This window comes from Paenibacillus sp. FSL K6-1330 (assembly GCF_037976825.1).
GTDB lineage: Bacteria > Bacillota > Bacilli > Paenibacillales > Paenibacillaceae > Paenibacillus_AQ.
Genome location: NZ_CP150269.1, coordinates 2,568,217 through 2,590,672 on the forward strand (window position 1 = coordinate 2,568,217; position 22,456 = coordinate 2,590,672).

The following is a 22,456-nucleotide window of genomic DNA, read 5'->3' on the forward strand; positions in this document are numbered from 1 at the left end:
GCGGGAATACAATATCGTTAAAAGAGGACAGTTATTTCGCATATTATATTATAATGGAAGTGTATGCGTTTACTTCTTAGATGTGATAAAGGAGCTATGTAATTATGACGATGGAGAAAAGAAAACATGCGATTGTGATCGTAGGTTATGGCGGAATGGGCAGCTACCATGCCAAGCTGATTAAGGACAATGCATTTCTTGAGGTTACGGGAATCTACGATATTTTGAAAGAACGCCGGGAAGTATCCCAACAAGACGGGTATGCTGCCTACGAGAGTTATGAACAGGTACTAAACGATGCTGCGGTTGACGTGGTGCTTATCGCTACGCCTAATGACGTGCACAAGGAACTGGCGCTTCAGGCGTTTAAAGCCGGCAAACATGTCATCTGTGAGAAGCCGGTAACATTGTCCGTTAGTGACTTCAAAGAAATGGTGTCTGCGGCTGATGCAGCTGGCCGGGTGCTGATGGTTCACCAAAACCGCCGCTGGGACGAGGATTTCCTGACCATTAAGCAAATGTACAACGAGAAGACGATTGGCGATCTGTTCCGCATCGAATCCAGGGTTCACGGGGCGAACGGCATACCGGGCGACTGGCGCCACCTGGAAGTGCACGGCGGCGGCATGCTGCTGGACTGGGGCGTTCATTTGCTGGACCAGATCCTGTTCATGGTGGACAGCCGGATTACCAGCCTAAGCAGCCGCTTAAGCTTTATTCTCGGCGATGAGGTGGATGACGGCTTTGAATCGATCATCGAATTCGAGAACGGCGTATCCGTACTGATTGAAGTTGGAACAACGAATTTCATTACGCTGCCGCGATGGTATGTTAAAGGAACCGAGGGAACCGGCATTATTGAGGATTGGTCGTTAAACGGAAGAGTCGTTACCCGGAACCAGGATGCCGTGAAGGTGGAGCCGAAGCCGATTCAAGCCGGGGTAGGCTTGACCAAAACGATGGCCCCTCCTTCCGAAGAAGCTACCATTACGGGAGCTCTGCCGGAGCCATACCGTCAATCCAGCAGCTTCTTCGATAACTTTGCGGCCGTGATCCAAGGCGAAGCAGAACCGATTGTGAAGAACGAGGAAGTACTGCGTGTCCTGAATCTGATCGAGGCAGTATTTGAATCGGCCAGAACAGGAGAAACGCTGAAGGATTTTGATATTTACCCTGCGTAATCTATACAGACTAGCACTCATTATGATCATAGAAAAAGTACCGCGGCTGCCAAGCATAAGCTTGAGGCTGCGGTACTTTTTCTTCATGTTGTGGTTGCTGTCAGCTCATTCGCGATGCCAAGCCGAAAGTGTAATGTTATTTCGCATGATCGATCTTTCCGCTGCTCCCGGCTTGCAGCACCCGTCTATAGTCACTGGGTGACCAGCCCGTATCCTGCTTGAACAGCTTTGAGAAATAGGAATAGTTGGCGTACCCCACCTTAGCCGCAATCTGGTATACCGACAAGGGAGTCGTCTCCAGCAGATGCTTGGCCGCCTTGATGCGGGACTGAATGATGTAAGTACCCAAAGAGACGCCCGTTTCTTTCTTGAACACGCGGGCCAAATAATCCGGGTTGAGATAGACGATTTCCGCGAGGCTTGTTCGCGTCAGCTCATCCCCGTAATGGCAATGAATATATTGCTTGATCTCCTCCACCACGGTATGCGAGTGGTCCGCGTAGGCATGATATTCTGCTGCCGTGCTGACGAGATATTTCGTATATTTCTCCATATCTTCAATTGAGTTCAAGGATTGCAGGAACAGCTGGTCATTGGTTTTGCCGGTATACAGCTTATGAGCCTGGATCTCTTTGCCCTTCAGATAGGAATATACCAGCTGTACGATATCCAAGCGGAATAAACGCAGCACCGAGGTGTTGTAGACGCCATTCTTGGCCAGGTTGTGCAAGTATTTGCGGGTTTCTTCCAGAAACCCAGCCGGATTGTTCCCGCTGAGAAGGACTTCCCAGTCTTGCAGCGGGGGAGGGGTGTACGTGGCTTCTTGCAGGGAATGGTGTTCCAGAAAAACAATCTGATTCCGCTTTTTAATCATATCCTCATTCATTTGCAGCAGCATCCGAATGGACTTGTTGATCTCCTCCAATACCACCGAAATCGATACGCTGCAGGAAGCATCGCTTCGGAGAAATTGATTGGCTTTTTCAATAAATGACGTGCAGATGTTTTCCATGACGCTGGAATCCGGAGGAAGATTCCATTTCAGCATGACCATCCAATTGTAATCCTTATATTCCATAGCGGCTTCAACCGTGAAGAGCGGGTCCTGGAACAATTCGGACAGCACGTTGAGAAACGCATAGTCAAACAGGTCTTTGTCTTCTTTACCCAAACTTTGATCATGCGGAAAAATGGTGATGAGCACAGGAAGAAATAGATCCGACATCTCATAGGAGAGTTTCTGTTCCGCGATATATCCTGCGATGGAGGCCCGGTCCGAAGAAGCTTTCCGTTCCTTTATCAGCTTGCTCCAAAAATGCTCCTGGAGCTTTTTTTGATTTTTTTTCCACAGCTGCCCGTCCTGTATCGCTTCCTGATCGCTTTGCTGTTCCTTTGCTTTATAGACGGCCTTGGAGATGATAAGGCTAAGCTTATCGAATTCAATCGGTTTCAGGAAATAGTCAAAGCTTTGCAGCTCAATGGCTTTCTGCGCATAGTTGAAATCAGCGTAATTCGTCAGAAATATCGTTTGAATGCCGTATTGTTCCTCGCGTATCCAGGCGAGAAGCTCGAGTCCGCTGCCCTGCGGCATTTCGATATCGCAGATGAGGATCTGGACCGAATGCTGCTGCAGTATATCCCTTGCCTGCGCAACGCTGTAAGCGGTATAGACCTGTTCGATCGAGAGTGTCTTCCAATCAATCTTCTTCTCCAGCGCGGCCACGACAAAATAATCATCATCAACCAGCAATACGTTCATTGAATTTCTCCTCTCCATTCCTGCACGGGTTGTGGAAGCGTTAATGTGACGCTAGCGCCGCCCTCTTCCGGGTTCGAAAATTCCACATGCGCCCGGCGATGATAGAGCAGCTCGAGCCGTTGAAGGGTGTTCATAATTCCGATGTGCTTCCCTTCGCTTTGATCGAGCGCTTTGCCGGTTGTCAGCTTATCCAATACTTCTGCGGGAAACCCGGGCCCGGTATCGGATATCCGGATGACCATAGAAGGTTTATCACCCTCCATCCGTAGACTAACGGACAATCGGATTTGCAGCTCATGATCACGGGATACGGCGTATTTTACCGCGTTTTCGATAAAGGTCTGGAGCACGAGGGGCGGAATGGTGAGACCGGTAAGCTCCTCTTCAACATCGATACGATAAGAAAAGGCATCGCGATAGCGGTGCTTCTGAATCTCCAGGTAAATCCGGACATGCTCGATTTCGTCCTCAAGCCGCACGAGGTTATCGCCGCTTTGAAAGATGTAGCGAAAGTATTTGGACGTGGACAGCGACATATATTCGATTTCCTTAAACATCTGCATTTGCGCCATGCTGTAGATGTTCGTCAAGCAGTTCAGGAAAAAATGGGGGTTGATCTGCAGCTTCATATAATCCAGCTGGATTCTCTGTTTATCCAGCTGCTGCTCATAAATATCGATTTTAAACTTCTTGATCTGTTCGATCAGATGTTTGAATTGGGAGTTGACCTGCTCAAGCTCGATGATCTCGCTGCTCATGAAATCCAGATTTTCGCTATCCTCATGGATGCGCCTTACGTTTTCCGAGAAATTCTGAATCGGCTTTAACACTTTCTTCTTGAAATACAGCATCACCAGGCTGAGCGTACACGTGAGTATAACAAACAGCAGCATAATGAGGAGCTGGGCGATCATGATCGTCTCAAATACGCCGAATTGGATGACCAGTTGCACGTTGAAGGAAGCGTTCGAGAATCCCTCCGTGACCGTAGTCCGCGGCTGTGACAGGCTAAAAGGGGAAGCTTTGGCAGCTTCGACCATGGCTCCCAGCTCGCCGACACTGGCGCTCGAAAGAGCTGCCCCTTGATCATCCACCAGAGACACGTAACCATCCTCACCCAAATCCAGTTGTTGGAGTGGTCGGATCAGATCGTCTGCGGAGATGAGACAGATCAGATACCGGTTGTGGTAAGGAACGATGTTGATGATGTAATTCGTGTCTTGAACAAGGATTGGATTCCAGTTGGAGTAGAACGTTTCGTATACGTTTTTGGAATCCGTGAGGGAGACGATTTGCTCCTTGAGTTCCAGGAACTCTGTATACGACAGGGACATGGGTGCATAGTTCTGAAAAAAATCCTGTTCTTTTAAATAGAAAAAGAAGTTGTATTCTTGGCCGTAGTTTTTTTGAAGCTCATTAAATCGTTTATGCACTCTTTCGCTCGACTTGATGTAGTCCACGTAATCGGTGCCGGGGGTATCCATGATCTTAACGCTCTCATCATTCGCCAGCGTCCAGCCCATATAGTGGTTGATGTAGGAGAAGTCATGATTGATCTGCCTGATGTACAGATTCGCTGTATCCTGCAAATATCGGGTCGATTGCTGCTTCACGATGAAGATGGAAGCGAAACTAATCACGAGATCCACCACGAGGGCAAAGATTGAGATAAAGAGCATGATTTTCACATAGTGACGGATGGGATAGGGTTTGTTATTCAGTGCTTTAACCATTGAGCTGCCGTGATTCCTTTCAATTCGCCAAATAATGAAAGCGTTTTAATAGTGGTACTGTCATTATAAATGGAAAAGACGAAAAAATCAGGAGCGAACGCTCGGGCATCTTCCATAAAGTCCGGATACCACATCGTAAAGTCCGGATATTAGCATGCTTGTATATGGAAATCGAGGATTTCTTGAAGGGGGACAAGGCGAAGGTCCGAATAACGCATGATGAGGTCCAAAAAACGATTCCGGGTGGAAGTATACTTGAGTTGCTTACGCGACATGCCGGATCCACGACGACGCGAACAGAAAGGGGAATCGATTTGAAAGCAGGCCAACTGAATAGAACAACACACCCAACCCTCGGGCGCATCAAAAAGAATTGGGGCCTGTATCTGCTGCTGCTGCCTGCGGTTGTGCTGGTTTTGTTGTTTTCTTACGTACCGATGTACGGGATCTTGATCGCATTCAAGGACTATAGTCCCGCTCTCGGGATTATGGAGAGTCCATGGGCGGGTCTAAAGTATTTTGAGAAGTTTTTTAACTCCTATCAATTCTCGACAACGATCACCAACACGCTTGTGATCAGCTTATACAGCGTTGCGACGTTCCCTATTCCGATCATGCTTGCCTTGATGGTCAATCAAATGCGCCAGAATTGGTTCAAGCGCTTCTTCCAGACCGTAACCTATATGCCGCATTTTATCTCCACGGTCGTGATGGTTGGACTCATGCTGATTCTGTTCTCCCCGGGGTCGGGGCTGATCGGGAATATATTTCGTCTATTCGGTGCGGAAGCGCCGAACCTGATGGGATCGGCTGGCTTGTTCAGCAGCGTGTACGTATGGTCGGACGTGTGGCAGCATACGGGATGGGACAGCATCATCTATATCGCGGCGTTATCTGCGGTGAGCCCCAGCTTGTACGAAGCGGCCACGATGGACGGGGCAAGCCGATGGCAGAAAATCCGGTTTATCGATATCCCGATGCTGATGCCAACGGTTGTGACCCTGCTCATTTTGCGGATCGGCAGCTTGCTTGGTGTCGGCTTCGAGAAGGTTTATCTCATGCAAAACAGTCTCAATATTACCTCCAGCGAGGTCATCTCCACGTATGTGTACAAAATCGGCATGCTGAGCAGCCAATACAGCTTCTCGTCGGCGATCAATCTGTTTAATACGGTCATTAATTTTGTTCTGTTGATTCTGGTTAACCAGATTTCGAAAAAATACAGCGAAAACAGTTTGTGGTAACGCAAGAGAGGAAGGGTTCTATGGGCGTTGTGGAAATAAGAGAGAAGACAGCGCCAAGGCAGAGGAATACCCGATCTTCCGACAGGGTGCTGGAGATCGGCCTGTATGTATTCGCTGTCTTGATGCTGATTGTGTTGATCTACCCGCTATACTTCATCATCATTGCTTCGTTCAGTGAGCCGGCGGCGGTAGCGAATGGACAGGTATGGCTTTGGCCCAAGGATTTTACGCTGGCAGGCTATCAAGAATTGCTGAAGCACTCTAATATATGGATTGGGTACCGAAATACGATTGTGTATACGATTGTAGGTACCGCCATCGGCTTGGTGGTTAACATTTCTGCGGCTTACGCGCTCTCGCGAAAAGACCTCGTGGGCCGCAAATATATATCGCTGCTCTTTATTTTTACGATGTTCTTTAATGGCGGTTTGATTCCGACCTTTATGACGATCCGCGATTTCCATCTGTACGATACGTTTCTTGTCATGGTGCTGCCGTTTTCGGTTGCAGCCTTTAACATCATCGTGGCACGGACTTTTTTCCGGAGCAGTATTCCGGAGGATTTATGGGAGGCGGCCCAGCTGGATGGCTGCGGAAATCTGAGATATTTCGTGACCATCGTGATTCCGCTATCGAAAGCAGTCATCTCGGTCATTGCCTTGTGGACGGCCGTGGGTCATTGGAACTCCTATTTCAATGCCCTGATCTATCTAAAAGATACGAACCTGTACCCACTGCAGCTCATTTTGCGAAATATTCTGGTTACCAACCAGATGCAATCCGCTATGGGTACCGGAGAGGCCGCAGCCATAGCGCTGCGACTCGCCAATATTATGCGTTATGCAGTCATTATCGTCGCAACGGTACCGATTATGTGCATCTACCCGTTCGTGCAGAAGTATTTCAATCAGGGGGTGATGATCGGAGCCGTGAAGTCGTAAAGCCGGATAGATCTATTAAAAATAATAATTGGGGGAATGGTTGAATGGGAACAATTAAGGCAATGAGGAGACATCGTCTGAAGCTGGCTGCCGTCATCATGTTGGCCGGAGTACTGCTATTAAACCTGACGGGCTGCAGCGGCGGCAAGAGCAATGATACTAAAACGGATACCGAAGCGGCTTTTAACAAAGAAGGTCTGCCGATTGTCAATGAGCCAATAACGCTGGATGTGCTGACCGTTCGCTGGGGCAACATGGGAGATACGTTCCTCCAGAACCAGTGGCTCAAGGATTTAGAGAAGGAGACCAATGTCAAAATCAATTGGCAAATCATGTCCTCGAATGATTGGGGCGAGCAAAAATCGATCATGCTGGCGAGCGGTACGCTGCCGGATATTATTTTCGGCGATATCGTATTCAGCGATTCCGATATCGTGAACAACCTGTCGTATTTCCGCCCGCTGGATGACTACATCGATCAATACATGCCGAACCTGAAAACGGCGCTGGAAGAAACGCCCGAGATGAAAAAGATGAGCACATTCCCGGACGGGAAAATCTACTCCTTGCCGGCGCGGCTGCCGTCAAGGCCGAAAGCATCGATCCAGCCGATCATTAACAAAACATGGCTCGACCAGCTCGGACTGGATATTCCGGACAACACAGACGAACTGTACGAGGTGTTCAAAGCGTTTAAAGAACAGGATCCAAACGGCAATGGCAAGGCCGATGAGATTCCGGTCAGCGGATCGGGGAACATCAGCATCGACCTGCTGAATCCGTTCGGCATCACGGACATTAACGGCAACAGCATGATGGTCATCGATAACGAGCCCGTGTTCTACCCGGTGACGGGGAACTACAAGGAAGCGATCAAGTGGGCGCATAAGCTGTATTCGGAAGGCCTGATCGACCAGGAGATCTTTACGCAGGACAGCACCATGTCCACGGCGAAGCATCAGAATCCGGATGCGGCGCTGATCGGTTTCTCCAACCAATGGGTGCCGGATGCGGTGTTCGGGAAGTGGAAGGATCAATATATTGCGATTCCGTCCATCGCCGGACCTGACGGAAAAAGGTATCAGGGCGGCGAGCCTCAAGGCATGAGCCTGCGGAGAAACGAGTTCCTTATCACCACGTCGAACAAGTATCCGGAAATTTCGGCTCGTTGGGCGGACCAGTTCTACACCAATGAAGCGAGCATCCAGAACTTCTGGGGCGCCATCGGCACGGTGATTCAGAAGAACGACGATGGGACGTTTACGCTCATGAGTCCGCCGGAAGGCACGAGTGCGGATGCGTGGTACTGGGAGCAATCCGTAAGGGATTTCGGTCCAAAGTACGTAAGCCCGAGCTTCGAGAAAAACATCATACTGGATGAGACCACGGGCGATGGCTTGAAGCTGGTCATCGACAAGTTGGGCAGCGATTATGTAACGACGCCGTTCCCGAACGTGATGTACAGCGCCGAAGAATTCCAGGAGCTGCCTACGCTGACAACGGATATCGACGGTTATGTCGGCACGACCCGGGCGAAGTGGATATCCGAAGGCAATATCGATGCGGAATGGGACGCTTACGTCAAGCAGCTGAACGATATGGGCCTTGAGCGGCTGGTACAAATCCGCAAGGAAGCCTATCAGCGGTATATCAGCGTCAAATAAGGATTGCCTGCATCCGTCCGGGCTGCCCCGCAGATCGAAATGCTGCGGGGCATTGTGGTTCCGGCGTGGGACGGAAACGATTTTTTGATCTGTATTCATGTATCTGCTTCAACGGAGAAGGCGGAATCATACTGGAGAAGCGAAGCGGTCCCCTGAAAGCTTTCCATCGGAAAGCTCGCAACGAAAGCATATGCTATCCCCGGATTTCAACATTATTCACTTCATTCCGAAAAAATCCGGGGGTAACAGGGATCGGAAAAACGATCCGCATGCGTAGTGATGATTATGCTTCTGAATAGCATTCTAGCGAGCACAGGAGGCAATATGAGAAAACATCAAAGTCACGGTGTGGAATGGAATACCGGCATGAGAAACATAATGAACAGGTAGCCAGCCTATATCCGAACAGCATATTCAATCCTAGTGATAGATAGATTTATAAACAAGGAGTGTTTCGATGATGAATAAATTTCGAATCGGCTTAATCGGTTTGGGCGGGATGGCGCAGGAGCACATCCGCTGGATGAATGAAGAGAACATCTATCAGTTCGTGGCCGTGAGCGACGTCAATGGGGAAGCCGTGGCCAGAGTAGGCGATCAGCTGGGGATTAAGGACGGCAAGCGCTATGCGGATTTCAAGGATTTAATTGAAGATCCTGACGTCGATGCCGTCATTTCGGTTACGCCCAACAACGTGCACGCCGATATCATCAGCGCATGCTTGCAAGCGAGCAAACCTTTTTTGGCGGAAAAACCATTTACGCGAGTCTTCGAAGAGGCCATCTCCTTGCTGGAGCTGTATGAGAAACAGCCCGTCCCCGCCATGATCGGGTTTACGTACCGTTATACGCCCGCTTTTCGTTATGCCAGGGAACTGATCCGTACGGGCAAGCTGGGTACGGTCCGTCACTTCTCCATTCAGTACTTGCAGGGGTTTGGCGTGCCGAACCAGCAGGTTCCCTACATGTGGAGATACAACAAAGGCATCACAGGGACGGGGACCCTGGGAGATTTAGGTTCGCATATGATCGATATGGCCCGATTTCTGTTTGGAGAATTTGAAGAAATTACGGCACAGCTACATACCATCATTCCAGAACGTAGGGACCCGGTAACGGGAGCGATGGCCAAGATCGAAGTTGATGATTTTGCCAGCTTTCAGGCACGGATGACCGATGGCATGATGGGCGTGTTCCAGACATCACGCAATGCGTTCGGTTCAGGCAACCAGCATGAGGTGTCCATTTACGGCGATCATGGCACGGTCCACGCCAGCACATTGGATCCGGAACGGGTGGTATGGATTCGCGAAGAAGAGCCCGGGCAGCTCGCTAGAACGACCATGGAAGTGCCGCAGCATTGCAAAGTCAAGCAGTATGCCGATTTTGCCGCGATATTGAGGGGGACGCCTACCGATGGAGTCCCCGGGTTTATGGACGGATACCGGAATCAAGAGGTGCTGGATGCGGTCGTTAGAGCAAGCGAGACCAAGGCCGTGGTAGAGCTTCGAAATACGGGCCAACGAATCTAGAGTTTGTCATAACGTCTTGCCCATCCAGATATACAGCGCCATCAAAGTGAACAGAAACAGGCAAAAGTTAACGCTTACAAATAATCCGCGAAGTACAGCGGAGCGGTGGAATTGAAATGGAGTTTTAAGCTCACCCGTACCTTCGATTAGGAATAAGATCAGTACCGTGTGAATGATCGTATGGCCAATGACTTCTTTGTAACCGAATACAAGGCTTGTCATAATAAAAATGCCAGATACCAGCAGAGCGGTGAATCGGCTCATGATGCCTACGATAAATGCCCACGCTAGCCCTATTTCGACAAAAGCGCTGATCATGACGAAATGCTCAATGGTAAATCCGAAGGTAGGAAGTCCGTAGCTGCCCATTACGGTGCAAGCAAGCTCGGGGATGGTCAGCTTTTCCATAGCAAGCCAAGCAAGGGACATGCCCGTACATATATACATGACGGGAGGAGCCGTTCTTTTTATTGGAGTGCCGCACACAAACAGATAATATACAATACCGAGATAGATTAAATAATCGATGGAATGAAAAATGCCGTAGGTTAATGAAGCTTGTAGATAGAGCAAGAATAGGATGGCACCGCTCACCGGCAATGTGCGTTTATAGAGCAGGCAGGCTGCGGCGGCGGAGAGACCGAGGATAATCCACATGGAATTGGTTTTGAACTCGGGTGCCAGGTACGAGCCGCTCAGAAGCTGCAGCACCAGGCCGATGGCCAGCCCTATGCGCAGAATGACTTCGGAATGGGGCCTTAGTCTGTGCAGCCATTGGTGAATTTTCATGATGGGCCTCATCTTACCCAGGGGATCGTGAAAGGCACAGGTGAGTAACAGGATCAACAATGTAAACGCTAACCAAAACAGGAACGTCAGCGTAACGATACGGGGAAAGGGCAGGGGGACCCATTCAAAGTTGTCCGTAAACCATTTGACATGAATATAGATGTTGCTAATCTTGGAGAAATGCATTACCATTCAATCAGCTCCTCCCTTAACCAACTCTAGTCACCTATCCAAGATAATACAATATTAGATAAAAAAGTATATTGCTGGATGAATATATCCCCCATTTTGAAAATATTATCCCTTAAGAGCATTCATAGACAGCATTTGACTTTACAGTCATAGCGTCACTAAACAAGAGGGTGTCCCAAAGAGCTTAGATCTTGCGGGAGGCCCCCTTCTTGCTGTTAGAAGACGCTCCGTGTACGAATCGTTCCTACCATCGCTGTTGCCCCCACATTTCTTGGAATGGTTCTGAGCAAGACGAAATGGGGGGCAAAGCATTCCTGTATGCTCTTAAATTTCGGCTTTGAAATTGAACGAGCACCTCCTTATGATGAAAGGTGTCCACTACGACAACCACAACATCATAAGGAAGGTGCTCTTATTATGAAGTTTAAACAATCAGTTAAACAAAATCAACGAATTGAACGTATAACCAACCATCATCTCATCATTGGCATCGACATTGCAAAATTTAAACATGTCGCACGTGCGACAGACTATCGTGGCATTGAACGAGGTTCCTACCTTGTGTTCTCTAACGATCTCGAAGGATATGAAAAGTTATATCAGTGGATGCAAGCTCTAATGCTTCAGTTTAACAAGACCGATGTCATCTTCGGCGTTGAGCCAACCGGTCACTACTGGTTCAACCTAGCGTTCTGGCTTAAAGAGAGGCTGCTCGAGCTCGTTCTCGTTAACCCGTTTCAAGTGAAGCGTAACAAAGAAAACCGGGACAACTCTCCAACTAAAAACGATGTCAAAGATGCCTTGGTCATTGCCGACATGGTGAAGAATGGATACTATTCTGAAACTCATATTCACGCCGAGCCGTATCGGGCGCTTAGGCAGCTTGTGGGCACCAGAGACTTTGTGACCAAGCAAGTCTCCAGTGTCGTCAACCAGATGTATCGGTGGACTGACATGTACTTCCCTGAGTTTCAGCAGGTATTTAAGGACATCACCTCGAAGACGGCACTCGCAACGTTGGCCGAATTTGCGCATCCATCCGATCTTCGCCACTTAACGGTTGAAGACGTTATCGCCGGGTGGAGAAAACGACTGAAGCGCGCAGGCAGCCGTAAGGTATCCGCTGCCCTCATCCATGCGGCGCAACGGACAGCTGCCATTCCGAATTGTGTAGAGGAAGCAAAACTTAGTATATCGTTACTGCTGCAACAACTGCAGATGTATAACGACCAATTGAATCAACTGGAAGAAAAGATGAGTCAACTCCTTCGAAGCATTCCCACAGCAAAGCTCCTTCGTACCATTAAAGGCATGAATGATATTACGCTGGCTACGTTATACAGTGAAGCGGGTGATTTGGGCGGCTTTACTCATGGTAACCAAGTCCTTCGGTTAGCTGGCTTACATCTGTCCGAAAACAGCTCAGGTACCTACAAGGGCGAAGTGAAAATCACGAAGCGAGGGCGACCTGGACTGCGAAAACTTCTTTTCATGACGGTCTTTCATATGGTTTCCATTAATCCAGAATTTCGGGCGCTGCATCAGTACAACAAACAAGTGAAGAACATGAAAGGTATGAAGTCGATCATGAAGCTGTGCGGGAAGCTTGCTCGTATGCTTGTAGCTATGGCGAAGAAGCATTCCGTTTACGACATCAACAAAGTAACGGTCGCCGCTTAATAACCGACCACTTGCCTACTGGCTCATTCGCAGGATTCACAAGAAGCATGAAGAACCGATACGCTCGCCTAAAGGGCTCAGACCCGTGGACAAAGCAGTAACGGACTCCATCTCCTTGATAGGTGTAACGAAGGAATGAAAGGGCATAGACCCGTTGAGACATGGGAGGGCAAACCTCAAGGACGAAGATGGAGCATGCGAATAAAGGAAAACTATGGGAATTTCGCACTTCCCCTTATTTCGTTATGCCCACATTCGCCATACGGTCCCCCCTTTTGTCGCCTTCGTTGTCACATTTGTTTTCATAACGAATGAAATCCTGCGAATTAGCGAGCTAGCGCAAGAAAATTGAATCATAAGGAGGGAGGCGAGCGCTGACGCTTGTCCGGAATCGATTCGTCCTCTCCGCTACGCCGTGCGGATTGCTTACTTTTTTAGACGCAAAGAAACCGTTCTTTGGTAAAATGGAGGTTCGAACCAAACCATTTACGAAAGGAACGGTTTCTTTTGTACATTCAATATACCATGGACCAACTCTATCTGCCAATGGATTTGGATTTCCTTTTACCGCTGAATGCGACATAATGACAGGCTCAACCCGGCTAGGGAAGCTGTGTTCCGGCAGCATAACGTTCAACGGTTTCATAAGGCAGATGATCGGTAATAAGACGACCGTAATGCGCAATCCGTATGATGCCGTCCTCATCCAACACAAACTCTGCCGGAATCCGATTAAAATTTGAACCTTCTTCCGGCGTCAGCTTGAAACCTGCCGCTTCTGCTTCATCCGTGAATTGATGCACATTCGGTTGTGCTAAGGTGGCTTGTGTCTTGGCTACCGAAGTCTCGACTCCATAGCGAGTGTAGAGCTCCGCATTCGGATCGGCAATAAGAGGAAATGGAGCATTCTGCTGACCGACATGCTGATGAAGTGCCGCTTCCGGTGATTCGAAAACGCAAATGACATCGAGATGATACTGCTGCTGCCACTGAGGATATCGCTGAATAAACTGGTGCACCCTCAGATTGCATAGTGCACAGGCTGCGTTACGGAAAAAAGCGAGAAGTAATTTACGTCCGCGATGGTTTTCTAGTGAAATGATATTTCCATTTTGATCTACGCTTTGGAATAATGGAGCATAATCTCCGGGTTGGAGCACATTGTTCATTTTGGATTTCCTCCTGGGTTAACGGTATATAGGCGTGAGGCCTATTACCAATGTAGCAGGGAGGACTACATTGCTCTGTGACTAGGTCACATAGCAGTTTCTGTTAGACAGCCCCGGTTTATAATTTTCACCCAGCCTCTTCCTGTTTCCAGCCATCCTTTCTTTTGGAAATGGCCCAGCGTACGGGAGACGACCTCTCTTACGGAGCCAATTTCATCAGCAAGCTCTTGGTGGGTTGTGTGTACTAACGGATGTTCTTCCGAGGTGATGCGCAGCAGAGTCCTGGCAAGGCGCTGCTCCAGCGGTAATGACTGTCTTTCCTGCAGCATATTTGCCATCCGCAGTGTTCCATCAAGCAGCCCACCAAATATAGCGCTACGGATGGGTTCATATACCTGCAGCCAACGGAGAAAGCTGCTTTTCAACACATACAATACCTCTACCTCGGACTCGGCAATGAGAGTCCCCGGATAATCCTGCCCACTAAGCCCGCTAAGCACGAGGAGCGAACAGACTTCACCGGCTGATAGTATGTTTAACACCGATTCGTTGCCATCTTCGTTGATGATTGTGATACGGGCCGATCCGCTGATCAGGAACATGCCATACATCGTGGCATCCTCTCGATGAAAGATTCTCGATTTGGCATCAAAATGTTTTGTGAAAGCTTTAGCGTGGATCCATTCTTCTGGCGGTACGACTTTCAAATAAGGAAAGATGCCGGTTATCTGCTTCTCATTCAGTTCAGGTTTCATGGTTGGTTTCCGCCTTTCGGTAATCATGCACGGACATGCGAAACTGCTATTCTTTATTGTTAACATTTCGGGCTGACAAAGTTCAAGAGAATTTTCTGGATTTCATGCGGGAAGAACTCCTTTAGCGATGCGATGGTTTTGCTATAATGATGTGAGCAAGCGATTTAAGTCAGGGAAAAGGGTGAAGAAGATGAATGAAACGCAATACATAAGGGATACGCCTACGAAGATCAGGAAAAGACAGGGAGCAGTGCTCATGCTGCAGGGCACCGCTTCGGATGTAGGCAAGAGCATCGTAACGACGGCGCTATGCCGCATATTTCTACAGGATGGTTATCGTACGGCTCCATACAAATCGCAAAATATGGCTCTTAATTCCTACGTGACGCTGGATGGCAAAGAGATCGGCAGAGCACAAGGCGTGCAGGCCGAAGCCTGCGGCATTGCCGCAACAACGGACATGAATCCGATCCTGATGAAGCCGATAAAGGACATGTTTTCACAAATCGTGATCCACGGCGTTCCCCACATGCAGATGAGTGCGATGGATTACAGGACGCAGTTCCTGCCGAAGGCCAAAGAGATTGTGCTGGATGCACTGGATCGTCTACGGGAGAGCTACGATATCGTTGTCATGGAGGGCGCGGGAAGTCCTGCGGAGATCAATCTTAAGGATCGGGACATTGTTAACATGAATTTGGCAGGATGGGCGGATTCGCCGGTTATTCTGGTTGCGGATATCGATCGCGGCGGCGTGTTCGCTTCCATTGTAGGTACGCTTGAACTGCTCGAGCCCCATGAGGCGGCCAGGGTCAAAGGGTTTATCATTAACAAGTTCCGTGGGGATTTAGCACTGCTTCAGCCGGGACTGGACTGGCTTGAAGAGCGGACAGGCCTTCCCGTGCTGGGCGTGCTCCCCTATATTCAGGACATGCGAATCGAGGCCGAGGACTCGGTTGTACTGGATGAGCTTCAATATCAAAGACAGGAAAAACGCGACCTCGATATTGTCGTTATCCGGTATCCGCGTATTTCGAATTTTACGGATGTTGAAACGCTGCGCTGGGAGCCGGATGTTGTCGTTCGCTTTGTCCAATCGGTGGATGAACTTGGCACGCCGGACGTCATTATTTTGCCTGGTACCAAGGATACGATCAGTGACCTCGGATTCCTTCAGGATCGGGGCCTGGCCGATGCGATCTTGAGGCAGACGCAGCAGCGGGATGTGCAGTTGGTTGGCATCTGCGGAGGATATCAAATGCTGGGCGAGCAGCTGTCGGATCCGCATGCGGTCGAAGGAAGCGTTCGGGAAGCGAAGGGGCTTGGCCTTCTGCCGATTCGGACTTCCTTTTTGAAGAATAAAAGGACGGTTCGGGTGAAAGGGGAATTGTTACCGGAACATCCGCTGAGGTTCGTTACTTCGGATACAGAGGTCGATTTTACGATTACGGCCTATGAAATCCATATGGGCGTGACCGAATGGAGCGCCGTGTCTGACGGCTCAGGACACCGCCCGCTTTTTTCGATTGAAGCAGATGGTACAGATTCTTTAAAGGCAATAGAAGATATTCAGCCGCACATTGAAGGGATTGCTACTTCTGATGGCCGTATATGGGGAAGCTATTTGCATGGCTTGTTTGACAACGATGTCTTCCGCAGGTCCTGGCTGAACGGCATTCGGATAAAGAGGGGTCTGATTCCAATTCCGGAAACGTTTAAAGCAGAAGAACGCAAATTCGCGGAATTTGACCGTGTAGCGGACATCGTTCGTAATCATGTGGATATGAAAAAAATATATGAAATCATCGGTTATGCGCATTGAAAGATGGGGAATGCATCCGATCATTCGGGTAATAATGATGAATAGGAAGATAACACCATGCACACGGCATGGTGTTATTTGCGTGGAGCGAAAAGAAAAAAGTTGATTAATTATAGGATAGGGGGGTATACTAAATATAGAGGCGGATGAAAAAATTCATCTTTCAGTATATCCCCTGATTGGAGTGATAGCCCATGTTGAATAGGAAGGGCACCATACTAACCTTAACGGGCATACTTGCTTTTGGATTGTTGACAGCATGCGATAACGCGAAGCAGGCCCCTGATACGGGCGGTCATGGCGGAAACCATGAAAAGGAAAGCGGAAGCCGGGAAACGAACGGGCACAGTGAACACGCTGGCGGTCATGAAACGGCCTCAGATCATTACAACGCTGCATTTACATGGAATGAACCGGCAAGAGCAGGTGCTGAATCTGAGTTGACGATCCAAATTACGGATAAAGACGCTGGACCTGTCCAGGATTTTGATGTCAATCATGAGAAACTCCTGCATCTGATCATAGTGAATCGCGATTTGTCCTTCTTCAACCATATACATCCGGATTACAAGGAGAATGGCGTATTTACCGTGAACACGACATTCCCGGCTGGCGGCGAATATAAATTGTTCGCAGATTTTGTGCCTAAGGGTGCTGGAGGGACCACGCTTAGCGAATGGGTTCAGATTGAGGGAGAAGCAGGGAAACCTTCGGCGATTCAACCGGATTCCAGCCTGATCAAACAAGTAAACGGCAAGGAAATTGAGCTGAGTTTAAGCAATACTTTATCGAATGAAGAGGTTGTGCTCACCTATCAAATTCAGGATGCGCAGACGAAGCAAGGCATCAACAACCTCGAGCCTTATCTGGGCGCAGTCGGGCACGTTGTCATTCTGTCCGCAGACGCTGAGCAGTACATCCATGTGCATCCTCTAGACGAGCAGAGTACAGGACCCCAAGCGGAATTTGCTACTACCTTCCCCCACAGCGGTATCTACAAGATCTGGGGACAATTTCAGCATCAGGGTGAAGTGATGACCGTGCCTTTTGTCGTTGAGATACAATAATTTCAGTTGAAGGAGTGATCGATATGACAGAACCATTGAAAATCTACACCATCCCGACTTGCAGCGATTGCCATCATGCCAAGCGTTACTTCAAGGAGCAGGAGGTTCCGTATACAGAGTATGATTGTACACAGAACCCGGAATATCCGGAAGAAGTGCGACGGTTGACGGGAAAACAGATTGTGCCTACGATCGTTATTGGTGACAACGTATTTATCGGATTTGCCGATAACTTTCAGGAAATCCGGGAATTGATGAAATAAATAAGGGTTCATGGAAGTGAAGAAGAAGCATGGATTGTTCCCCGCGGGAGGATCTATGCTTCTTTTAACGTGCGTCTATTTTCACACCGCGCCAATGGCCATAATTGCAACTCGGAGACGATGTTCATGAAATTTGATGCTACACCATATAAAACGTAAATAATGAGGTATTGTACGGCCAGAATGTTCGTTTTCATCAGTTTTTTAATGGTAATTCGCAGGTGTAAATAATCAGTAGCGGTGTTATTATATGGGTTGCGTCTTTTGGAAAAGATCATTGTGGCAAGCGTTGATAGCCCATTGAAATTTCTTGAAACGATTCGGAATATAACACGTATCAATACTCACTGCTTAGATGGAAGGGGTAGACACACAGTGGATAATGGAATGAACGTTATTTTGTTTGAAAAGAAGCCGGACGGTGAGCTGGTGCAGATCGAAGAACGGTCATGGACGATGAACATGGTTGCTGCACTGGAGCATGTGAATTATATCGTTGTTGGCGGCCGGGAATACGAAACGATTGAAGGCAGATTAAATGTAGACACGGGCAAACTTGAGCTTCTGCTCGTTCCGATGCGGAACGATTAATCTTGTCCGAAAGGAGAAACCATCTTGAGTAATGAAAAAGACAAAAAAGATCAGCCAACATCTAAATGGCTGACGCCGGAAGGCAAACCGATTCGGGTCCTGTCGAGCTCGCTGGGCATTGCCTTGTTAGCGAACGCATTTCTGGTATCGGGCGCGGCAGCGAAAGACCTTGCTTCGGAAGCGGTTACTTCATCCGAAGAGCCGCAGCTGGTGTCCTGGTCGACAGAAGAAGTGAAGAAGTATTTTGACAAGAATGTGGATTGGAACATTCCGTTTCCTAGTGAGGAAAAATTCCAGGAAGAGCCGGTAGAAGGAGCCGCTGCAGGATCGGGTTCGGGCGGCGGAACAACGATCGTCAACAACTATGGCGGGTACAATTCCGGTTTCGGCTGGGATGACTTGCTGCTCTATCACATGTTGTTTAACAATGGTTCCTATTATTCATCCAGCGGATGGTACAACAATCATCGCGGTTATTATGCGAATAACGGCAAGCCTTATAAACCCCGCACGTATTCGAGTGGTACGTTCCAGAATAAACCGGTGGTGAACTCCAATGTTCGCCCGAAAACCTCCACTTCATCGTCAGGAACGATTACGCGCCGCTCCACGTCGTCCAAGTCTGGTGGCATCGGCGGAAATTCCAGCGGGTTCAGTTCCTCGGGTTCGAAATCCAGCTCCAGATCTGGTGGTTTTGGAGGATGAGTCACGACAGCGTATTCACCGTATCGGGACAGCCTAGCCCCAATCGGGATGGGCGGGTATCTGAGCTCGCGGAGCTCGGCTTTACCTGGGCGGATCTGGAAGGGGAAGCCTACTGGATAGACCAGATCGTCACCATACGTCATGAGACCTATCGTGAGCTGGAAGAAGCAGCCGCGATATTATGGGCCATGTTGGACAAAACCGTTCGTTATATTCATCGCAATCATCATATATACAGCTTGATTGGCATTCCGCCTATCCTGTGGCAGATGCTGGATGAATGTCCGCTGCCGGAAGAGGGATTGATCAGTAGGTATGCCAGGTTTGATTTCGCTATTGCCCATGATGGCAGCATCAAGCTGCTGGAGCTGAATGCGGACACGCCTACAGGTTATGTTGAAGCTTCCATTGCAACGCCGTGGATGTGCCGTCAGGTCGGTATTGTCTCTCCCAACGAACGGATGCAGGAGCTGGTCGCACAAGCGTGGGGAGCGGAGCGTCCGGATACGGCTGCCTGCATCGCTTATGGCGAACATAAAGAGGACTCCGGTACGATCGAAGCGTTGGTTCGGCACAGCGGGCTGGATATCCGACTGGTGGATTGTCTTGATCTGTGGGTGGATGAAGGTATGCTGAAGGACGGCGATGGCCGGGAGATTCACCGGATGTTCGCCCTATATCCGAAGGAGTGGATGTCCGTCGATGATGGCGGAGATGCTCTTGCTTATGCCATCGAGACGGGACGCCTGCAGCTGTTCAACTCGCCGCACAGCATTTTACTGCAATCCAAAGGACTGCTTGCCGCCATGTGGGGGATGTATGAGCTGGGCCTTTTGTTCGATGAGACAGAACGGGAAGCCATCGTCAATTATATGCTGCCCACTTACAACAAACCGGTATTCTCCGGTAATTTTGTGTCCAAGTCGATGTTCGGCCGCGAGGGTGGTTCTGTCAAGCTGTACGACCAGGCCGGACAAATCGAGGTAGAGGATCAGGACGGATATGATACAAGTGTCATGTTTCCGACGGTCTATCAGCGGAGGGCAGACCTGGCTCGCATCGAGACGGCGGAGGGCCATTTTCATTTACTGACAGGATTGTTCGTCCTGAATGGCACCCCTTGCGGTTTGCTGGGACGTGCGGGCGGTTTGATTACGGGTAATTCCAGCCATTTTATCGCAATGGGAGTGAAATAAATGCAGTTGAAACAAGATAGAAGGCAGCATAGCGGTGCTCCTAAGGGAAAGAGGAAACCTCCGGTCGTTCTGGCGGTACTACTATTATCCCTCATGGTCTTGGCGCTGAGTGCATGCTCCAATAGGTCCACGGTATTTCATACCGGATCGGAGGAAGTATCTTCAACCTCTGCTCGCGTGCCTTGGGACTACCGGATCATTGAAGGAACCGTCGGTGATTTGATTGGCGGCGATATGACCGTGCTGCCGGATAACGAGCTCCTGCCGAACGATAACAACTATGCTACCGGGGACAAAATTTGGACGCTTCAATTCATGGATGCGGAGCTTACCACGGATGCGAATCAACGTAATGATATCCGGTTATCGTCTTGGCAGACCCTTAAGTCGTTCAAGGACAAAAAGACGGCAGAATCGGATTTGACCAACCTGAAAGTCACGGTCAAAACTGACGTGAAGTTGGTTGGGGTTTATAAAACAACGTATAAAAAAGACACCAGGCATTTTGCTGTCATTGAACTGCCGACGGGCAATCGGATCAAGCAGCCGATCGATGAGAAGCGTTATGCCGCAATGGAAAAGAAGGACAAGGTTGATGTTGTATTGGAGGAAGTGCATGATTTCGCCGATTACGACTTGGCCTATGCAAAATTTCGGGGGTGGGCGGATTGACGGTCGTCATTAATATTGTAGTAAGTGTAATCTGCATTATCGTGCTTCAATTACTGGGTATGTTGATTTTCAGCTGGATGACCCGGTTTAACGACATGGAAGAGCTGAAGAAAGGCAATGTCGCGGTTGGTCTTGCCTTTGGCGGCAAGTTTATGGCAACAGCCATTATTCTGGGCATATCGGCGTATACGAATTCATCGATCTGGCACATGATACTGTGGTTTACCGTCGGGTATGTATGCTTGATCGTTGCCTATTGGGTATTTGAGCTGGCTACGCCGGGTCTTAAACTTTCCGAGCACCTGCAAAAGGGGAACGTAGCGATTGGCATTCTGCTTGCGATGGTGTTTATCGGTACAGCCTTTGCAATCAGCAGCCTGATTATTTAGAACGAATGGCACCATGGAGGAGAGGAGCAGAAACGTGCACTTTTTTCTAAGATTATCTTTGAAAATGATGCGTCTGCGCAAAACAACGATCAGCGTTCTTGTGGTACTGTTTGTGGTGCTGTGCTCGACCCTGGCATTTCTGCTGGAGCCCGAAACCTTTCACCATTGGTTTAACGCCCTTTATTGGGTGCTTACCACGATGGCAACCGTAGGTTATGGCGATTACTATGCAGCTACCATGCCAGGCAAGATATTAACGATATTCATCTATATCTTTGGCATCGGGCTGTTGAGTTTGGTGATCGGTAAGGTGATCGAATCGTTTGGAAGCATGCAGCGGCAGAGAGGAGCGGGCAGGTTGAATTTTAAGGGTAGTGGTCATGTCATCATAATCAATTGGAGCAAAAAAGCAATGTCCGCGATCGATGAGATTTTGTCGTATTCGCCGAAGTCCGAGATTGTGGTCATTGATGATACCAGTCAGCATCCTGTCGAACATCTCGAACAGGTTCATTTTGTAAGCGGCGATCCTGCAGCGGATGACGTGCTGATAAGAGCCAACATCCTGGAGGCCAGATCGGCCATAGTCTTTGCGGATGCTCGGATTGACGAATCGGCTCTCGTGGACGGCAAGTCGCTGCTGATTGTTTCCAGCATTGAACGGATTGCGCCAAATGTACATACCACGGTGGAGATCGTGCAGGAGAAGCATGTTCAGAATTTCCGCTACAATCATGTGAACGAGTTTGTGCTCTCGCACGATGCTGTGTCCCGATTAGCCGTACGCGCGGCCCTGCAGGAAGGAAACTCAGATGTGCTGATGCAGCTGCTCAGCCGCCAGCATGGCGATGATATTTACGAAGTGGCTTTAAATCCTGCATGGAATACTTACGGCGATGCCTTTCAGGATCTGCTGCGGCAAGGAGCGACGCTTATATCCGATCGCAACGACCTCAGCATCAACCGCAAGCTCGATGTGCCGATTCCGCGGGATGCGAGATTGTATGTGGTTTCGGACGAGGCGACCTATAAGCGGATTACCGGCAAGCTTGCCTGATAGGTGGATAAGTAAAATTTTGAACAATGGGGCTGTCCCAAAAGCAGGTCTACATA

20 protein-coding genes are annotated in these 22,456 nt (G+C 49.0%); 15 read left to right on the forward strand and 5 right to left on the reverse strand.

Going from position 1 to position 22,456, the window contains the following annotated elements:
- Positions 1-104: 104 nt before the first annotated feature.
- Complete coding sequence (locus tag NYE54_RS11555) at positions 105-1,181, forward strand: Gfo/Idh/MocA family oxidoreductase (RefSeq protein WP_339272053.1); 1,077 nt, start codon at positions 105-107, stop codon at positions 1,179-1,181.
- A gap of 136 nt (positions 1,182-1,317) precedes the next feature.
- On the opposite strand, the gene NYE54_RS11560 is transcribed toward NYE54_RS11555, so the two are convergent.
- Positions 1,318-2,940 carry a response regulator gene (locus tag NYE54_RS11560; protein ID WP_339272054.1) on the reverse strand — a complete coding sequence of 541 codons (1,623 nt, stop codon included), beginning with the start codon at positions 2,938-2,940 and terminating at the stop codon, positions 1,318-1,320.
- Positions 2,937-4,673, reverse strand: a complete 1,737-nt coding sequence (locus NYE54_RS11565) for a histidine kinase (RefSeq protein ID WP_339272055.1) — start codon at positions 4,671-4,673, stop codon at positions 2,937-2,939. Before NYE54_RS11565 ends, NYE54_RS11560 begins: the two co-directional genes overlap by 4 nt.
- Positions 4,674-4,987: 314 nt before the next feature.
- Here NYE54_RS11565 and NYE54_RS11570 point away from each other — a divergent pair, with 314 nt between their 5' ends.
- From NYE54_RS11570 to NYE54_RS11585, 4 genes are all read left to right on the forward strand, one after another.
- Positions 4,988-5,917 (forward strand): ABC transporter permease subunit, encoded by a 930-nt coding sequence (locus tag NYE54_RS11570; RefSeq protein ID WP_076321312.1) that lies wholly within the window; start codon positions 4,988-4,990, stop codon positions 5,915-5,917.
- A gap of 20 nt (positions 5,918-5,937) precedes the next feature.
- Positions 5,938-6,858, forward strand: a complete 921-nt coding sequence (locus tag NYE54_RS11575) for a carbohydrate ABC transporter permease (protein ID WP_339272056.1) — start codon at positions 5,938-5,940, stop codon at positions 6,856-6,858.
- A 44-nt stretch (positions 6,859-6,902) separates the two neighbouring features.
- Entirely contained in the window at positions 6,903-8,522 is a 1,620-nt protein-coding gene (locus NYE54_RS11580) for an extracellular solute-binding protein (protein ID WP_339272057.1), read from the forward strand.
- Between the two features lie 460 nt (positions 8,523-8,982).
- Positions 8,983-10,053: a Gfo/Idh/MocA family oxidoreductase gene (locus NYE54_RS11585; protein ID WP_339273466.1), complete on the forward strand. Its 1,071-nt coding sequence runs from the start codon at positions 8,983-8,985 to the stop codon at positions 10,051-10,053.
- 6 nt (positions 10,054-10,059) lie between these two features.
- On the opposite strand, the gene NYE54_RS11590 is transcribed toward NYE54_RS11585, so the two are convergent.
- Positions 10,060-11,034, reverse strand: coding sequence for a hypothetical protein (locus NYE54_RS11590; RefSeq protein ID WP_339272058.1), 975 nt, complete (start codon positions 11,032-11,034; stop codon positions 10,060-10,062).
- Positions 11,035-11,451: 417 nt separating this feature from the next.
- Here NYE54_RS11590 and NYE54_RS11595 point away from each other — a divergent pair, with 417 nt between their 5' ends.
- The gene (locus NYE54_RS11595) at positions 11,452-12,714 is read left to right on the forward strand and encodes an IS110 family transposase (RefSeq protein ID WP_098748207.1); all 1,263 of its coding nucleotides are present in this window, start codon (positions 11,452-11,454) and stop codon (positions 12,712-12,714) included.
- Between the two features lie 602 nt (positions 12,715-13,316).
- On the opposite strand, the gene NYE54_RS11600 is transcribed toward NYE54_RS11595, so the two are convergent.
- Positions 13,317-13,883 (reverse strand): redoxin domain-containing protein, encoded by a 567-nt coding sequence (locus NYE54_RS11600; RefSeq protein ID WP_339272059.1) that lies wholly within the window; start codon positions 13,881-13,883, stop codon positions 13,317-13,319.
- Between the two features lie 86 nt (positions 13,884-13,969).
- Positions 13,970-14,638 (reverse strand): Crp/Fnr family transcriptional regulator, encoded by a 669-nt coding sequence (locus NYE54_RS11605; RefSeq protein WP_339272060.1) that lies wholly within the window; start codon positions 14,636-14,638, stop codon positions 13,970-13,972.
- A gap of 190 nt (positions 14,639-14,828) precedes the next feature.
- Between NYE54_RS11605 and NYE54_RS11610 the strand changes: the two genes are divergently transcribed.
- From NYE54_RS11610 to NYE54_RS11650, 9 genes are all read left to right on the forward strand, one after another.
- Positions 14,829-16,460 carry a cobyric acid synthase gene (locus tag NYE54_RS11610; protein ID WP_339272061.1) on the forward strand — a complete coding sequence of 544 codons (1,632 nt, stop codon included), beginning with the start codon at positions 14,829-14,831 and terminating at the stop codon, positions 16,458-16,460.
- 194 nt (positions 16,461-16,654) lie between these two features.
- Positions 16,655-17,527, forward strand: coding sequence for a hypothetical protein (locus NYE54_RS11615; protein ID WP_339272062.1), 873 nt, complete (start codon positions 16,655-16,657; stop codon positions 17,525-17,527).
- Between the two features lie 23 nt (positions 17,528-17,550).
- Positions 17,551-17,790, forward strand: a complete 240-nt coding sequence (locus NYE54_RS11620; protein ID WP_339272063.1) for a glutaredoxin family protein — start codon at positions 17,551-17,553, stop codon at positions 17,788-17,790.
- Between the two features lie 375 nt (positions 17,791-18,165).
- Positions 18,166-18,381 (forward strand): hypothetical protein, encoded by a 216-nt coding sequence (locus tag NYE54_RS11625; protein WP_144023399.1) that lies wholly within the window; start codon positions 18,166-18,168, stop codon positions 18,379-18,381.
- Positions 18,382-18,405: 24 nt separating this feature from the next.
- Positions 18,406-19,086 (forward strand): hypothetical protein, encoded by a 681-nt coding sequence (locus NYE54_RS11630; RefSeq protein ID WP_339272064.1) that lies wholly within the window; start codon positions 18,406-18,408, stop codon positions 19,084-19,086.
- Positions 19,083-20,282, forward strand: coding sequence for a glutathionylspermidine synthase family protein (locus NYE54_RS11635; protein ID WP_339272065.1), 1,200 nt, complete (start codon positions 19,083-19,085; stop codon positions 20,280-20,282). The genes NYE54_RS11630 and NYE54_RS11635 overlap by 4 nt, the downstream gene beginning before the upstream one ends.
- Positions 20,283-20,954 (forward strand): signal peptide protein, encoded by a 672-nt coding sequence (locus tag NYE54_RS11640; protein ID WP_339272066.1) that lies wholly within the window; start codon positions 20,283-20,285, stop codon positions 20,952-20,954.
- Positions 20,951-21,343 carry a DUF350 domain-containing protein gene (locus NYE54_RS11645; protein WP_215156138.1) on the forward strand — a complete coding sequence of 131 codons (393 nt, stop codon included), beginning with the start codon at positions 20,951-20,953 and terminating at the stop codon, positions 21,341-21,343. Before NYE54_RS11640 ends, NYE54_RS11645 begins: the two co-directional genes overlap by 4 nt.
- Positions 21,344-21,377: 34 nt before the next feature.
- Positions 21,378-22,400: an ion channel gene (locus tag NYE54_RS11650; RefSeq protein ID WP_339272067.1), complete on the forward strand. Its 1,023-nt coding sequence runs from the start codon at positions 21,378-21,380 to the stop codon at positions 22,398-22,400.
- Positions 22,401-22,456: the final 56 nt, after the last annotated feature.

What these genes read in the sequence shown, in the direction of transcription:
- NYE54_RS11555 (WP_339272053.1), top strand. Translation starts at nt 105, where the DNA reads ATGACGATGGAGAAAAGAAAACATGCGATTGTGATCGTAGGTTATGGC.
- NYE54_RS11560 (WP_339272054.1), bottom strand. Translation starts at nt 2,940, where the DNA reads ATGAACGTATTGCTGGTTGATGATGATTATTTTGTCGTGGCCGCGCTG.
- NYE54_RS11565 (WP_339272055.1), bottom strand. Translation starts at nt 4,673, where the DNA reads ATGGTTAAAGCACTGAATAACAAACCCTATCCCATCCGTCACTATGTG.
- NYE54_RS11575 (WP_339272056.1), top strand. Translation starts at nt 5,938, where the DNA reads ATGGGCGTTGTGGAAATAAGAGAGAAGACAGCGCCAAGGCAGAGGAAT.
- NYE54_RS11580 (WP_339272057.1), top strand. Translation starts at nt 6,903, where the DNA reads ATGGGAACAATTAAGGCAATGAGGAGACATCGTCTGAAGCTGGCTGCC.
- NYE54_RS11585 (WP_339273466.1), top strand. Translation starts at nt 8,983, where the DNA reads ATGAATAAATTTCGAATCGGCTTAATCGGTTTGGGCGGGATGGCGCAG.
- NYE54_RS11590 (WP_339272058.1), bottom strand. Translation starts at nt 11,034, where the DNA reads ATGGTAATGCATTTCTCCAAGATTAGCAACATCTATATTCATGTCAAA.
- NYE54_RS11595 (WP_098748207.1), top strand. Translation starts at nt 11,452, where the DNA reads ATGAAGTTTAAACAATCAGTTAAACAAAATCAACGAATTGAACGTATA.
- NYE54_RS11600 (WP_339272059.1), bottom strand. Translation starts at nt 13,883, where the DNA reads ATGAACAATGTGCTCCAACCCGGAGATTATGCTCCATTATTCCAAAGC.
- NYE54_RS11605 (WP_339272060.1), bottom strand. Translation starts at nt 14,638, where the DNA reads ATGAAACCTGAACTGAATGAGAAGCAGATAACCGGCATCTTTCCTTAT.
- NYE54_RS11610 (WP_339272061.1), top strand. Translation starts at nt 14,829, where the DNA reads ATGAATGAAACGCAATACATAAGGGATACGCCTACGAAGATCAGGAAA.
- NYE54_RS11615 (WP_339272062.1), top strand. Translation starts at nt 16,655, where the DNA reads ATGTTGAATAGGAAGGGCACCATACTAACCTTAACGGGCATACTTGCT.
- NYE54_RS11620 (WP_339272063.1), top strand. Translation starts at nt 17,551, where the DNA reads ATGACAGAACCATTGAAAATCTACACCATCCCGACTTGCAGCGATTGC.
- NYE54_RS11635 (WP_339272065.1), top strand. Translation starts at nt 19,083, where the DNA reads ATGAGTCACGACAGCGTATTCACCGTATCGGGACAGCCTAGCCCCAAT.
- NYE54_RS11640 (WP_339272066.1), top strand. Translation starts at nt 20,283, where the DNA reads ATGCAGTTGAAACAAGATAGAAGGCAGCATAGCGGTGCTCCTAAGGGA.